Raw genomic sequence first — 13,267 nt, 5'->3', positions numbered from 1 at the left:
CGGTGTAGACCTCGGCGAAGGCCATCGGGGTCGGGTTCGCCCCCAGGGCCGCCAGCGATTTCACGTAGTAGTCGCGTTCCGGGGCGCGCAGCTTCAGGCCGGAAAGATCCCCGATGCCGTTGATCACCTTGTTGGCGCTGATCTGGCGCGGGCTGCGCGGCATGAAGCCGATCAGGCGCACCATGCGCTCGTTCACCAGGCGCTGGTTCCAGTCCTGGCCGAAGTCGGTGCCTAGGACCGTGGCGTAGTTCTCGAGGCTGCTCATCAGGTAGGGCAGGGCGAGATACTCGATCTCCTTCATGCCGGGATCGCCCGAGGCCAGGATCTGCGTCGAGCCGAGTGCCATCTGGGAATAGACTTCCTTCGGCTTGCCCAGCTGGTCGCCGGGGAAGATCGTCACGGTGTGGTCCGAGTTGGCCTCGACCACTTCCTTGAACTTCATGGCGCCCGCATAGGGGGCCTCGCCGGGCTGGGCCCAGGTGGCATAGCGGATTTCATCGGCCTGAGCGGCCAGGGTGGTGCCGGCCAGAAGCACGGCGGCGATGGAGAGCTTTTTCATGATTGTCATTTCCCTGTTTTCGTCATGGCCGGGGTCTTGGGGTCGCTCTTGCGGAAGTGGGTGATGAAGTCGGTGCAGAACGCCACGAGGTGCTCTGCGATCTTCCGCCCCTTGTCCGCAGACGAGCGTGCGGGATCGCCGGCCACGATCCCGTCCGGGCAGCGGTCGTCAACATTGACCGGCATGCCGATTTCGATGTCCTGGAATTTCACCCCGGCCAGTCCGGCGACAGGCAGGCCGGCCAGCTGCCCCGGTGCCTCGGGCAGCTTGGCGCGGTCGGCGTGGGTCAGCTGGGGGAAGTAGTGCATGTAGACCGAGGTGACCGGATCCCCGCCGTGCGAGAAGGCCTTCTTGCCGAAGTCGCCGTGCAGCTCGCTCCACAGCGCGTCGGGGATCGACCGCCAGAGGTTGATGCAGGGTACCAGCAGCCCGTGCTTCTTGCGCACGTTGCGGATCACCTGGTCGACCAGCGGATAGTTTCCGCTGTGGCCGTTCAGGATGACGATGCGGGTGAAGCCGTGATCCAGGAAGTTGTGGAGTATGTCGGTCAGCGTTGCGCGGAAGGCATCCGCCGAAATGGCGATGCCGCCGGGCACGGTACGGAAGTACTCAGCATAGCCGAAGGGCAGGGTGGGGGCCGCCAGGGCGCCCGAGGCCTTCGCCACCTCTGCGGCGACCTCGCGGGTCAGCATGAAATCTCCCATCGGAACCATGGGGCCTTGGATTTCCTGGGACCCGAGGGGGATCAGGATGACCGGGGTCTCTTCGGCTTTCGACCAGGCGTCGAATTGCTCGAAGGTCATGTTTTCCAGAAGATTTTGGTGGTCAGCAGTCATAGTGGTCTCCGTTCGGCTCAGTCGCCGAAGACGAGGTTGGGAAGGAAGAGGCTGATCTGCGGGAAGCAGACAAGCAGGATCACGGCCAGCACCAGCGGCACGTAGAAGGGCAGCATGGCCCGCACCATCTGAAGGTGGCTGATCTTGGCGATGTCCTGCGCGATGAAGAGCAGCACGCCGACGGGCGGGGTGGCGCCGCCGATGATCAGCACGAAGACCATCAGCACGCCGAAGTGGACCGGGTCGATGCCGAACTGCAGGATCACCGGCACCAGGATCGGCGTCAGCACGATCTCGGCCGAGGAGGCCACCATCAGCAGCCCGACGACCAGCAGCATTCCGACGATCAGGAACAGTGCGATCAGCGGATCTTCCGAGATGGTCGAGATCGAGTTGGCGATTGCCAGCGGCACGCCTTCACGGACCATGATCCAGGAGAAGGCCGAGGCAACGGCGATGATCGACAGGATCCGGGCCGTGCCGAGCGCGGTCTTGGTCACGGCGCCCAGCATGTCCCGCAGGGTGACGTTCTTGTAGATCATCCCGAGGCAGAGCGCATAGAGCACCGCAACCGCCGCCGCTTCGGTGGGAGAGAAGATGCCCAGCAGGATGCCCGAAACGATGATCACCGGGAACATCAGCGCTGCGAGGCCCTGCCCGAAGGCGGCCCGGACCTCGGGGAAGGTTGCGCGCTCGTAGCGGGGCAGGTCGGCGAAGCGGGCGTAGAAGTAGGTGAAAAGCATCTGGGTGCCGATGATCACCAGCCCCGGCACGATGCCGGCCAGCAGCAGCCGCCCGACCGAGACATTGGCCAGCGTGCCGTAGATTACCAGCGAGACCGAGGGGGGCACCATCGGCCCGACCATCGACGAGGCGACGGTGACGGCCGCCGAGAAGGGCGCCGGGTAGCCTTCGCGTTTCATTGCCGGGATCAGCACCGAGCCGAGCGCGGTGGTATCCGCCGTCGGAGAGCCGGACATGCCCGAGAAGATCAGCGATGCGAAGATGTTGACCTGCGCCAGGCCGCCGTGGATGTGGCCGACGCAGACCTTGGCCAGGTTGATGATCCGGTCGGTCAGCTTGCAGGCGTTCATCAGCTCTCCGGCGAGGAAGAAGAACGGGATCGCCAGGATCAGGAAGCTGTCGACCGACGAGGTCATGCGCTGCGTGAGCAGGGCAAGGTTGATGTCGGAGAAGTAGAAGTAGACGGCCGAAGAGGTGCCGATGGCGAAGACAAGCGGCAGGCCGTTGAACAGCAGGACCAGCAGCAGCAGGATGATGAGAGTCGTCAGCATGGTGGGGCCTTACATCGCGTCGTCTTCGACATGGACAGGGTCGATCCGGCGCAGGCCGGGGCGGCGGTAGAAGATGCGGGCCAGGATCGCCACGATCATCAGGCCGCAGCCGATGGTGGCCGCCAGCCGGATGTGGCCGATCTTCAGCGGCAGGGCGGACATGTCCTGCATCATCTCGATCTTCACCAGCGTGATGGAATGCCACCCAAGGACAGCCAGGAAGCCCAGCGAGATGACGGCGTTGGTCAGCCGCATGACCTGGCGCAGGCGCGGCGGCGCCGCCTTCAGGAAGACCTCGACGTTCAGGTGGCGGCCGTCGTAGCAGACCGCCGAGGCCCCGATGAAGGTGATCCAGACGATCAGCAGGCGGACGAACTCCTCGCTCCAGATCAGTGGCGCGTTGAAGGCGTAGCGCATGAGGATCTGGGCGAGGGTCGTGGCGACGACCACGATCAGCAGGCCGGTGACGATCCATCGGACCGGCAGGAAAAGGTCGATTGGTTCTTTGGGTTGCATGGGCATGTCCTGTTGGTTCCGACCAGTCGAGCAGTGTTGCATCTTCAGGTCCAATATATGAATAATATCCATTATTCTGCTTTGGAGAATAATGGATGAAAGGTATAGAAATCCGCCATTTGCGCTACTTCATGCGGGTCGCGCAGGAGCTGCACTTCGGGCGGGCCGCTGAAATTCTGGGCGTGAGCCAGGCTCCGCTGTCACAGCAGATCCGTCAGCTGGAAGAGCGCATCGGCGTCCGCCTGTTCGACCGGACGACGCGCACGGTGACGCTGACCCCTGCCGGCCGGGCGCTCTTCGAGAAGTCGGGGGCGGCGCTGGAGGGCTTCAAGGAGGCGATCGACGAGGCGCGGACCGTCGGCGGTCTGAATGCCGGCAGGCTGCGCATCGGGGCGATGTCGACGGCGGTCCATTCGGTGCTGCCGCAGGCGCTGCGGCTGTTGTCGGAACGGGCACCGGCGGTGCAGTTCGACATGACCTTCGCCACCACCGAGGGGCAGTTGCCCCTGCTCGCCGACCGCAAGATCGACGTGGCCTTCATCCGCCCGCCGCGCTCGATGAGCGGATTGCGGACGCTTGAGGTTCACCGGGAGGGGTTCTCGGCCGTGCTTCCCGCCCGGTCGCCCCTGGCCGGGAAGCCGGACCTGGGCATTGGCGACCTGCGTGGCGAAAAGTTCATCGGCTTCAGTGACATCCGCGGGATCGGCTATCAGGACATCGTCTTCCAGTACTGCCGCGCGGCCGGATACACGCCCGAGATCGTGCAGCGGGTCAGCCATACCAAGGCGGTTGCGGTCCTGGTCGCGGCGGGACTGGGGGTCGGCGTACTGCCCAGTTGGGTCGAACACGAGCCCATCGAGGGGATGACGGTCCGGCCCTTGCCGGAGTTGCCCGAGGCGATCTCGCTGGTGGCAGCCTGGCGGGTTGACAGCCTGAACCCCTTCGTCGACATCTTCGTGCAATGCCTGCAGGCTTGCCTGTCGGCAAGGTCGCCGGGCAGGGCGTGACCCTGCCCGCGACCCGATGAGACGCCCCTTGGGGAGCTCAGCGCAACAGGCGGGCCAGCCCTTCGGCGATGGCCAGATGCGCCTCTTCGCCCAGGTGCACCCCGTCGATCGGAGAGGCTACCGCCACGCTGCCGGCATCGAAGAACAGGGCATCGAACTCGCGCGCGACTTCGGCAAGGTACTGCGCCAGCCGCCGTGACTTGGCAGCACCGCCCGCAAGGCTTTCGCCCCAGGCCCCGACCTCGTCGATGGGCACGGGAGAGATCACCAGCAGGGCAGGGGGGGGGCCGTTCCGCCCCGGTGCCTTCTGCTGCACCAGGGTCAGCAGGGTGCGGATGCCCTTGGCGATGTCGAAGGGGGTCAGGCCGAAGTAGGCCTTCAGGTCATTGGTGCCCAGCATCACGGCGAAGAGATCAAGCGGCGCATGGCATTCCAGCGCCACCGGCAGATGCCGCAACCCGTTCTTGTGCGGCCCGTCGAAGGGGTTGTCGTGGCAGGTGGTGCGGCCGGGTAGCCCGTCCTCGATCACATGCCAGTCCCCGCCCAGCAGGGTCGCCAGACGGCGCGGCCAGCGGGTCTCGGGGCCATAGCGGTGCCAGCTGCCGTCGGGCAGCATCGGCGAGGTGCCGTGGGTATTGGAATCGCCGTAGCAGAGAAGCGTCTTCATCACAGGTCTTTCGGTCCGGGTTACTGGGCGGCAGAGGCGGCAATCTCGCCCTGGTAGCCGAGCGCGGCCGAGGCCTCCTGCCCGGCGTCATGCAGCAGGGCGATGTATTCGGCACGGCGGCTCTCGTCGAAGCGGAACAGCGGGAAGGCGATGCTGATCGCGGCCACGGTCTTGCCCATGTGGTCCAGCACCGGCGTCGCCATGCAGCGCACCCCCGCCTCGCTTTCCTCGATTTCTTCCGAGAAGCCCTGGGCGCGGATCTGCGCCAGCTGCGCCCGCAGGGCATCGCGGTCGGTGATGGTCTTCGGCGCGACCTGGGTCAGCTGCATCGCCGCCAGCCGTTCCTCGACCTCTTCGCCATCGCGCCAGGCCAGCAGCGCCTTGCCGAGAGAGGTGGAATGCAACGGGTTGCGCAGCCCCAGCGTCGATTGCATCGAGAGGCTGTAGTAGCTGTCATACTTGTGGATGTAGGTGACCTTCTGCTCGCGCTCATCCATGACGCCGAGGTTGACCGACTCTCCGGTGGCGCGCGACAGCTTGCCCATGACCCGGTCGGCGACCCGCATCAGGTCAGAGCGCCCCGACAGCGACTGCGCCGCCAGGCTGAACAGCTTCAGCGTCAGCGAATAGCGCTCCGTGTCCGCGTCCTGCTCGGCATAGCCCAGATCGACCAGCGTGTTCAGCAGCCGGTGCGCCGTGGTCTTCGAGGTCATCGCCTTTTGGGCAATGTCGCTCAGGCTGGCGCTCTTTTCCTCGGCCAGGGTCTCGAAGACCGCGAAGACTTTCAGAACCGCCGCGGCGTTTTCGGTTTTCGTGGAGGAATCAGACATCGTCGACATTCTTCTTTTTTCGGAACCACGTTCCAACATAGCTGAGCGAGCTCGGGCGTGCCCCGCTCAGGGTTCTTCGCAGTCCGCTGAAAAGACATGATTTTTTCAGTTTCTCGCTGCTCACAAAACCCTGTTGTCATACAAGTTGGTTTGTGCTTTCTTTAAAAATGGAACCAGGTTCCGAAAAAGTCAACACAGCATTCAGGATCCCGTGAGCACGATGCATCCCCTTCTCAGACAGAAAGACCACCTTCTTCCCCGGGGGGATGTCTGCGCCCTGATCGACCGGCTGACCGAGAACCTGGTCAACATCGAGGACACCACGGGCGAATTCCTGCTGCGGCTGGAAGATGGCCGGGTGATCGACACCAAGGGCTGGGCCGGATGGGAATGGACCCATGGCATCGGGCTCTACGGGCTTTACAAGTACTGGCGCACCACCGGCAGCGACATGGCGATGCAGGTGATCTCCGAGTGGTTCGAGGCGCGGCTGGCCGAGGGCACGCCGACCAAGAACATCAACACCGTCGCGCCCTTCCTGACCCTGGCCTGCCTTTACGAGGACAACCCCAACCCCGTCTGGCGCACCTACCTGGAACGCTGGGCCGAGTGGGTCATGTACGAGATGCCGCGCACCAGGCAGGGCGGGTTGCAGCATATCGTCTACAACTCGGTCAACGATCAGCAGATGTGGGACGACACGCTGATGATGTCGGTCATGCCTCTGGCCAAGATCGGGCTGGTGCTGGACCGGCCCGAGTTCGTGGAAGAGGCCAAGTACCAGTTCCTGGTGCATGCCCAGTATCTTGCCGACACGTCGTCCGGTCTGTGGTTCCACGGCTGGACCTTCGACGGCGATCACAACTTCGGCCGCGCGCTCTGGGCGCGGGGCAACAGCTGGATCACCATCGCCATCCCCGAGTTCATCGACCTGCTGGACCTGCCCGAGGGCGACCCTCTGCGCCGTCACCTGCTGTCGCTTCTGGCGCGCCAGGCCGAGGCGCTGAAGCGGACGCAGGATGCAAGCGGCCTCTGGCACACGCTGCTGGATGATCCCGAAAGCTACCTCGAGGCCTCGGCGACGGCGGGCTTCGGCTACGGGCTGATGAAGGCGGTGCGCAAGCGCTACCTGCCTGATGATTACCTCGAGACCGCCGAGCGCGCGGTGAAGGGCGTGATCGACAACATAGACGACAAGGGCGAGCTGCAGCAGGTCTCCTTCGGGACGGCCATGGGGCCCGACCTGGACTTCTACCGACAGATCCCGCTGACCTCGATGCCCTACGGCCAGGCCATGGCCATGCTGTGTCTCAGCGAGTTCCTGTTGACCTACATCTGAGCCCCGACGGCTCGCCACCCATTGCGACGGCAAGGCCGCTGAGGAGAGACGGCCCCGGATCGCGATACCACAGAGGAGGAGACCACAATGAAACTGACCCGCAGAACCCTGCTGGGCACCATGGGCGCCGCGGCCGCTGCCAGCGCCCTGCCGTTCAAGGCAATGGCCGCCAGCCAGTCGATCCGCCATTTCTGGTGGGGCAACCCGACCCGGGATGAACGCACCTTCAAGGTGATCGAGATGTTCCAGGCCAGCCACCCCGATATCGCCGTGCAGGGCGAGACCATCGGCTGGGGCGACTACTGGACGAAGATGGCCACCCAGACCGCCGGCGGCAACATGGCCGACGTGATCCAGATGGCGCATACCTACATCCACGAATACGTCCAGCGTGGCGGCGTGGTGCCGCTGAACGACTACATCGGCAACGGCATTGACCTGTCGCATTACGACGCGGGCGCCAATGACATCGGCACCATGGGCGGTGACCTCTACGGCATCAACATCGGCGCCACCTGTCCCTCGATCCCCTACAACAAGCGCGTCTTTGAGGAGGCCGGTGTCGAGTTCGACCCGCTGGCCTGGACCACCGATGACTTCGCCGCCGCCTGCGAGAAGATCACATCGTCCACCGGCGGGGCCGTCACCGGCTCTGAAGACCTGTCGCTCTACATGGAGACCTTCGAGATCTTCTGCCGCCAGTCGGGCGCGGATTTCTACACCGCGGACGGCAAGCTGACGATGCCGGTTGAGGAAGTCGCCGCATGGTGGCAGATGTGGAAGGACCTGCGCGATGCGGGCGTGGTCGAGGGCAAGGACCAGACCGTCCAGCTCGACAAGGGCATGGCCGACCTCGGCCTGATCCGCGGCACCACGGCGACCACCTTCCGCTGGGCCAACCAGACCGGCGCCCTGCAGGGGCTGATGCAGGATCCGCTGGGCGTCGCCATCGTGCCGCAGCGTGCCGGCATGCAGTCGGGCCACTTCGTGCTGCCGTCGATGTTCCTCTGCCTGTCCCGTGACGCCGGCGATGTGCCCGCCGCGCTGGCCTATATCGACAACTGGGTCAACGACGAGGAAACCCTGAAGGTGCTCGGCATCGACCGGGGCATCCCGCCTAGCCAGAAGGGCCGCGACATCCTGGCCCCGCAGCTGAACGAGACCGACGCCATGGTGGTCAAGTACTTCGGCGATACCCAGTCGCAGATCCTGTCGACGCCGAACATCGGGCCCAAGGGCTCGGGCGAGGTACGCGACAGCTTCATGCGCACCGGCACCGAGGTGGTGCTGGGCAACATGTCGCCCCAGGACGCGGCGGACCAGTTCATCCACGATGCCGAGGGCATCCTGATCCGCGCCAGCCGCTAGGTTCCTCCCTCCGGTCCTGCCCTCGTGGCGGGGCCGGGCTTCGGCCCCCGTCGCCCGGCAAGTCGGCGGGGGCCTGTTGTCATCCCCACGAAGGCCCCGCAATGCGCAAGTTCTTCCGCAGAAACACCGCCGGTTACGTCTTCCTGACGCCCTGGCTGATCGGTTTCTTCTTCCTGGCCCTGGGGCCGATCCTGGTGTCGCTCTACCTCAGCTTCACCCGCTACGACATGGTGTCGGCGCCGGTCTGGGACGGGCTGGGCAACTACCAGTACATGTTCGAATACGACCGCCGCTTCTGGAAGGCGCTCGAGGTGACCTTCACCTTCGTGGCCTTCTCGGTGCCGCTGCGCCTCGCCGCAGCCCTTGGCGTCGCCATGCTGCTGGACAAGGGGCTGCGCACCATCGGGCTCTACCGGGCGATCTTCTACCTGCCCTCGCTGCTTGGCGCCTCGATCGCCATCGCGCTGCTCTGGCGCGAGATGTTCGGGCTGAACGGTGTCATCAACCAGGTGCTTTCGATGGTGGGCATCACCGGCAAGGGCTGGATCACCGATCCCGATACCTCGATCTACACCATCGTGGTGCTGGCGATGTGGCAGTTCGGCTCGCCGATGCTGATCTTCCTGGCCGGTCTGCGCGGCATCCCGCGTGACCTCTACGAGGCCGCCGAGATCGACGGCACCTCGCGCTTCCGCCAGTTCCGCCGCATCACCCTGCCGATGCTGGCGCCGGTGATCTTCTTCAACCTCGTGCTGCAGACCATCGAGGCCTTCAAGACCTTCACCTCGGCCTTCATCATCTCGAACGGCACCGGGGCCCCGGCCGACAGCCTGCTGTTCTACACGGTCTATCTCTTCAACGAGGCCTTCAAGTTCTTCCGCATGGGCTATGCCTCGGCGCTGGCCTGGGTGCTGCTGCTGATCATCGCCGCCTTCACCGCGCTGGCCTTCGCGACTTCGAAATACTGGGTGCACTATGAAAACGAACGTGATTGAGGCCGCGGTGATCGCGGACCCCGACGCCCGCCTCGCCCACGAGATCAAGGAGCGCCAGCGCGTCCGTGACAAGCGCGCGAAGCTGCTGAAGCACCTCTTCCTGATCGTGCTGTCCTTCGTGATGATCTACCCGCTGCTCTGGCTGGTGGCCTCGTCGCTGAAGCCCGAGAACGAGATCTTCGGCGATCTCGGTCTCTGGCCCTCGCGCTTCGAGTGGTCGAACTACACCGAGGGCTGGAACGCGCTGCCGGTCAGCTTCACGGTGTTCTACAAGAACTCGGCCATCGTCACCGTGCTGTCGGTCATCGGCAACCTGCTGAGCTGCTCTTTCGCCGCCTATGCCTTTGCCCGGCTGAAGTTCAACGGTCGCACCTTCTTCTTCGGGCTGATGATGATGACGATGATGCTGCCCTATCACGTCGTGCTGATCCCGCAGTACGTGCTGTTCCTGAATCTGGGCTGGGTCGATACCTACCTGCCGCTGGTGGTGCCGCGCTTCCTGGCCGCCGACGGGTTCTTCATCTTCCTGATGGTGCAGTTCTTCCGCCAGATCCCGCGCGAGCTGGACGAGGCGGCGATGATCGACGGCTGCTCTCCGTTCAAGATCTACTGGGCCGTCATCCTGCCCCTGTCGCTTCCGGCCATGGGCACCGCCGCCATCTTCTCGCTGATCTGGGTCTGGGAAGACTTCCTCGCCCCGCTCATCTACCTCAACGACGTCAACAGCTACACCGTGCCGCTCGCCCTGCGCATGTTCATCGACCAGGAGGGCCAGTCGGCCTTCGGCCAGATGTTCGCCATGTCGGTGCTGTCGCTGGTGCCCGTGCTGATCTTCTTCGTGGCCTTCCAGAAGCTGATCATCCGCGGCATCGCGACCTCGGGCATGAAATAAGGAGTATCCCCCATGGCAGGCCTTACCCTCCGCAATGTCGAAAAGTCCTACGGTCCGCTGACGGTCATGAAGGACATGAACCTTGATATCCACGACGGGGAATTCCTGGTCCTCGTCGGCCCCTCGGGCTGCGGCAAGTCCACGCTGCTGCGCATGATCGCGGGCCTGGAAGAGATCAGCGACGGCACGCTGTCGATCGACGGCAAGGTGGTGAACGACCTTCCCGCCTCGAAGCGCAACCTGTCGATGGTGTTCCAGAGCTACGCGCTCTACCCGCATATGTCGGTGCGCAAGAACCTGGCCTTCGGCTTGCAGAACCTGTCGATGCCACGGGCCGAGATCGCCCGCCGCGTCGACGAGGCGGCGCGCATCCTGCAGATCGAACCGCTGCTCGAGCGCAAGCCGCGCCAGCTGTCGGGCGGGCAGAAGCAACGGGTGGCCATCGGTCGCTCCATCGTGCGCGAGCCGGGGCTGTTCCTGTTCGACGAGCCGCTGTCGAACCTCGATGCCGAGCTGCGCGTGCAGATGCGCGTCGAACTGGCGGCGCTCTACGAGCGGCTGAAGACCACGATGATCTACGTCACCCACGACCAGGTCGAGGCGATGACGCTGGCGACCCGCATCGTCGTGCTGCGCGCCGGCAGGATCGAGCAGGTCGGCACCCCGGAAGAGCTTTACACCCGGCCCGCCAACCTCTTTGTCGCGGGGTTCATCGGCTCTCCGCGGATCAACATGCTGGCGGCGCAGGTCGAGGGCAGCGGCGCGGCGCGCCGGGCGGTGCTGGCCGACTTCCGGGCCTTCGCCTTGCCCGATCTGGCGACAACGGACAGCGCGCTGACGCTCTGCCTGCGCGCCGAGGCGATCCGGCTGGGCGGGGGCGAGGTGCAGGCCGAGGGCCGCATCAAGCTGGTGGAATACCTTGGCGCCGAGCGGCTGGTGCATATCGTGCTGCCCTCCGGGCAGACCCTGCTGTTCCATGCCCAGGGGGCCGACAGCCACCGGGCGGGCGAGACCGTCACCCTGGGCTTCGACCTCGCCGACCTGCACTATTTCGACACCGCCGAACAGCGCGTCGAGACCGTCGCGGGGCAGGGCGCGCAGGCCCTGACGGCCTGATCGTGACGCCAGACCACGGCTGCTCCGCCGCCGTGGTCTGGACATCCGGCCTCTCTTCGGTGCCAATGGCGCCCGGCGGCACGGGCGGGGAGGCCCTGCCGCCTGATGCCAGCCCCGGTGCAGGGGAAGTCGGAGGAGAGACATGGCCAACCCGCTTTACGACACGCTGTTCGGCTGCCATCGCGGCAGCGGCAGGACCTTCCTGATCCGCCCCGACGGCGCGCGGCTGAGCTATGACGACTTCCTCGACCTCGCGGGGCGCTACGCCAATGCGCTGGTCTCGGCCGGGCTGGTGCCGGGCGACCGGCTGGCGCTGCAGGTCGCAAAGTCCCCCGAGGCGCTGGCGCTCTATGCCGCCTGCGTGCAGTCGGGCGTGATCATCCTGCCGCTGAACACCGCCTATACCGGCGCAGAGCTGGCCTATTTCGTCGAGAATTCCGGCGCCCGGCTGCTGGTCGGGGATTCCGGAGACACCGCCGCGCTGGCGCCCATGGCCGAGAGCTTCGGCGCCGGGTTCCTGACGCTGGACGCGAGCGGGCAGGGCAGTTTCGCCGATCTGGCTGCCAGCCAGTCGCCGCAGTTCGCCACCGTGACGCGCGACAGGGATGATCTAGCGGCCTTCCTCTATACCTCGGGCACGACGGGCCGCTCGAAGGGCGCGATGATGACGCAGCAGAACCTGCTGTCCAATGCCCTGACCCTGGTCGAGCTCTGGCGCTTCAGCGAAGACGACGTGCTGCTGCACGCGCTGCCGATCTTCCACACTCATGGTCTGTTCGTGGCCACCAACGTGGTGCTGGCGGCAGGCGCCTCGATGATCTTCCTGCCGACGTTCGATCTTGAAGAGGTGCTGCGCCTGCTGCCGGGCGCCACCAGCCTGATGGGCGTGCCGACCTTCTACACCCGCCTGCTGGGGGACGAGCGCTTTACCCGTGATCTGGCAGGGCATATGCGGCTCTTCATCTCGGGGTCCGCGCCGCTTCTGGCCGAGACGCACCGCGACTTCGAGGCCCGCACCGGCCACCGCATCCTGGAACGCTACGGGATGACCGAGACCAACATGAACACCTCGAACCCCTATGACGGAGAGCGCCGCGCCGGCACCGTCGGCTTCCCGCTGCCCGGCGTCGAGCTGAAGGTCACGGATCCCGCTACCGGCGCCGAGCTGCCGCGCGGAGAAGTCGGCCAGATCGAGGTGCGCGGGGCCAATGTCTTCAAAGGTTACTGGCAGATGCCGGAAAAGACCGCCGCCGAGTTGCGCGCGGATGGGTTCTTCATCACCGGCGATCTGGGTGTGCAGGACGCGGAGGGTTACGTCACCATCGTCGGACGCGGCAAGGACCTGATCATTTCGGGCGGCTACAACATCTATCCCAAGGAAATCGAGCTGGTGCTGGACGATCAGCCCGGCGTGCTGGAAAGCGCGGTGATCGGCGTCGCCCATCCCGACATGGGCGAGGGGGTCGTGGCCGTCCTGGTGCCCACGGGCGAGGGCCCCGACATTGCCGCCATCGAGGCCGAGGTGGCGCGGTCGCTGGCGCGCTTCAAGCATCCGCGCCGCTATGTGACCCTGCCCGAGCTGCCGCGCAACACCATGGGCAAGGTGCAGAAGAACCAGCTGCGCGAGCAGTTCGCGGACCTGCTGGCCAAATGAGCGGGCCCAATGACCAAGCCCGGACCATAGGGTGACGTGACCTGAACAGCTGATCGGGGACACCTTGAAAGATAGAGCGCCGGAGACGGGGGACAGTCTCCGGCGCCAGTGGCTCGTCACGAGGTAAATGCACGAGGCCATGTCCGATGCGAGGGGTCTCGGGGGACAGTTACATCGGTCGAAGTGTCAACGG

At 65.2% G+C, this 13,267-nt stretch carries 13 protein-coding genes; 7 read left to right on the top strand and 6 right to left on the bottom strand.

What is annotated here, in order from left to right; genetic code table 11:
• The 4 genes from dctP to OS124_RS0112475 all read right to left on the bottom strand — a co-directional run.
• A partial coding sequence (dctP, locus tag OS124_RS24540; RefSeq protein ID WP_010140007.1) for a TRAP transporter substrate-binding protein DctP occupies positions 1-559 on the bottom strand: 559 nt, incomplete at its 3' end.
• Between the two features lie 5 nt (positions 560-564).
• Positions 565-1,395 carry a creatininase family protein gene (locus OS124_RS0112485; RefSeq protein ID WP_010140006.1) on the bottom strand — a complete coding sequence of 277 codons (831 nt, stop codon included), beginning with the start codon at positions 1,393-1,395 and terminating at the stop codon, positions 565-567.
• Between the two features lie 17 nt (positions 1,396-1,412).
• Positions 1,413-2,690 carry a TRAP transporter large permease gene (locus OS124_RS0112480; RefSeq protein WP_010140005.1) on the bottom strand — a complete coding sequence of 426 codons (1,278 nt, stop codon included), beginning with the start codon at positions 2,688-2,690 and terminating at the stop codon, positions 1,413-1,415.
• A 9-nt stretch (positions 2,691-2,699) separates the two neighbouring features.
• Positions 2,700-3,206, bottom strand: a complete 507-nt coding sequence (locus tag OS124_RS0112475; RefSeq protein ID WP_010140004.1) for a TRAP transporter small permease — start codon at positions 3,204-3,206, stop codon at positions 2,700-2,702.
• Positions 3,207-3,301: 95 nt separating this feature from the next.
• On the opposite strand from OS124_RS0112475, the gene OS124_RS0112470 reads away from it, so the two are divergent.
• Positions 3,302-4,213 (top strand): LysR family transcriptional regulator, encoded by a 912-nt coding sequence (locus OS124_RS0112470; RefSeq protein WP_010140003.1) that lies wholly within the window; start codon positions 3,302-3,304, stop codon positions 4,211-4,213.
• 37 nt (positions 4,214-4,250) lie between these two features.
• On the opposite strand, the gene OS124_RS0112465 is transcribed toward OS124_RS0112470, so the two are convergent.
• On the bottom strand, positions 4,251-4,880 hold the full coding sequence (locus OS124_RS0112465; protein ID WP_010140002.1) for an SGNH/GDSL hydrolase family protein: 630 nt from the start codon (positions 4,878-4,880) through the stop codon (positions 4,251-4,253).
• Between the two features lie 20 nt (positions 4,881-4,900).
• Positions 4,901-5,710, bottom strand: coding sequence for a DNA-binding transcriptional regulator KdgR (gene kdgR / locus OS124_RS0112460; protein ID WP_029375397.1), 810 nt, complete (start codon positions 5,708-5,710; stop codon positions 4,901-4,903).
• Between the two features lie 220 nt (positions 5,711-5,930).
• Between kdgR and bglB the strand changes: the two genes are divergently transcribed.
• From bglB to OS124_RS0112430, 6 genes are all read left to right on the top strand, one after another.
• Positions 5,931-7,049 carry a beta-galactosidase BglB gene (gene bglB / locus OS124_RS0112455; RefSeq protein ID WP_010139998.1) on the top strand — a complete coding sequence of 373 codons (1,119 nt, stop codon included), beginning with the start codon at positions 5,931-5,933 and terminating at the stop codon, positions 7,047-7,049.
• A gap of 87 nt (positions 7,050-7,136) precedes the next feature.
• Positions 7,137-8,417, top strand: coding sequence for an ABC transporter substrate-binding protein (locus OS124_RS0112450; protein ID WP_010139996.1), 1,281 nt, complete (start codon positions 7,137-7,139; stop codon positions 8,415-8,417).
• A gap of 101 nt (positions 8,418-8,518) precedes the next feature.
• Complete coding sequence (locus tag OS124_RS0112445) at positions 8,519-9,412, top strand: carbohydrate ABC transporter permease (RefSeq protein ID WP_010139995.1); 894 nt, start codon at positions 8,519-8,521, stop codon at positions 9,410-9,412.
• Positions 9,405-10,304 (top strand): carbohydrate ABC transporter permease, encoded by a 900-nt coding sequence (locus OS124_RS0112440; RefSeq protein WP_010139994.1) that lies wholly within the window; start codon positions 9,405-9,407, stop codon positions 10,302-10,304. Before OS124_RS0112445 ends, OS124_RS0112440 begins: the two co-directional genes overlap by 8 nt.
• Positions 10,305-10,316: 12 nt before the next feature.
• Complete coding sequence (locus OS124_RS0112435) at positions 10,317-11,420, top strand: ABC transporter ATP-binding protein (protein WP_010139993.1); 1,104 nt, start codon at positions 10,317-10,319, stop codon at positions 11,418-11,420.
• A 142-nt stretch (positions 11,421-11,562) separates the two neighbouring features.
• Positions 11,563-13,074 carry a malonate--CoA ligase gene (locus OS124_RS0112430; RefSeq protein ID WP_010139992.1) on the top strand — a complete coding sequence of 504 codons (1,512 nt, stop codon included), beginning with the start codon at positions 11,563-11,565 and terminating at the stop codon, positions 13,072-13,074.
• Positions 13,075-13,267 lie beyond the last annotated feature (193 nt).

Origin of the sequence: Oceanicola sp. S124 (assembly GCF_000220565.1) — a bacterium.
Classification (GTDB): Bacteria; Pseudomonadota; Alphaproteobacteria; order Rhodobacterales; family Rhodobacteraceae; genus Pseudooceanicola.
The sequence above is the reverse complement of the archived record's forward strand: the minus strand, read 5'-3'. Positions and strand labels throughout refer to the sequence as shown.

Excerpts from the sequence above, each read along its gene's own strand:
- OS124_RS0112485 (WP_010140006.1), bottom strand. The coding sequence starts at position 1,395 with ATGACTGCTGACCACCAAAATCTTCTGGAAAACATGACCTTCGAGCAA.
- OS124_RS0112480 (WP_010140005.1), bottom strand. The coding sequence starts at position 2,690 with ATGCTGACGACTCTCATCATCCTGCTGCTGCTGGTCCTGCTGTTCAAC.
- OS124_RS0112475 (WP_010140004.1), bottom strand. The coding sequence starts at position 3,206 with ATGCAACCCAAAGAACCAATCGACCTTTTCCTGCCGGTCCGATGGATC.
- OS124_RS0112470 (WP_010140003.1), top strand. The coding sequence starts at position 3,302 with ATGAAAGGTATAGAAATCCGCCATTTGCGCTACTTCATGCGGGTCGCG.
- OS124_RS0112465 (WP_010140002.1), bottom strand. The coding sequence starts at position 4,880 with ATGAAGACGCTTCTCTGCTACGGCGATTCCAATACCCACGGCACCTCG.
- kdgR (WP_029375397.1), bottom strand. The coding sequence starts at position 5,710 with ATGTCTGATTCCTCCACGAAAACCGAAAACGCCGCGGCGGTTCTGAAA.
- bglB (WP_010139998.1), top strand. The coding sequence starts at position 5,931 with ATGCATCCCCTTCTCAGACAGAAAGACCACCTTCTTCCCCGGGGGGAT.
- OS124_RS0112450 (WP_010139996.1), top strand. The coding sequence starts at position 7,137 with ATGAAACTGACCCGCAGAACCCTGCTGGGCACCATGGGCGCCGCGGCC.
- OS124_RS0112445 (WP_010139995.1), top strand. The coding sequence starts at position 8,519 with ATGCGCAAGTTCTTCCGCAGAAACACCGCCGGTTACGTCTTCCTGACG.
- OS124_RS0112435 (WP_010139993.1), top strand. The coding sequence starts at position 10,317 with ATGGCAGGCCTTACCCTCCGCAATGTCGAAAAGTCCTACGGTCCGCTG.
- OS124_RS0112430 (WP_010139992.1), top strand. The coding sequence starts at position 11,563 with ATGGCCAACCCGCTTTACGACACGCTGTTCGGCTGCCATCGCGGCAGC.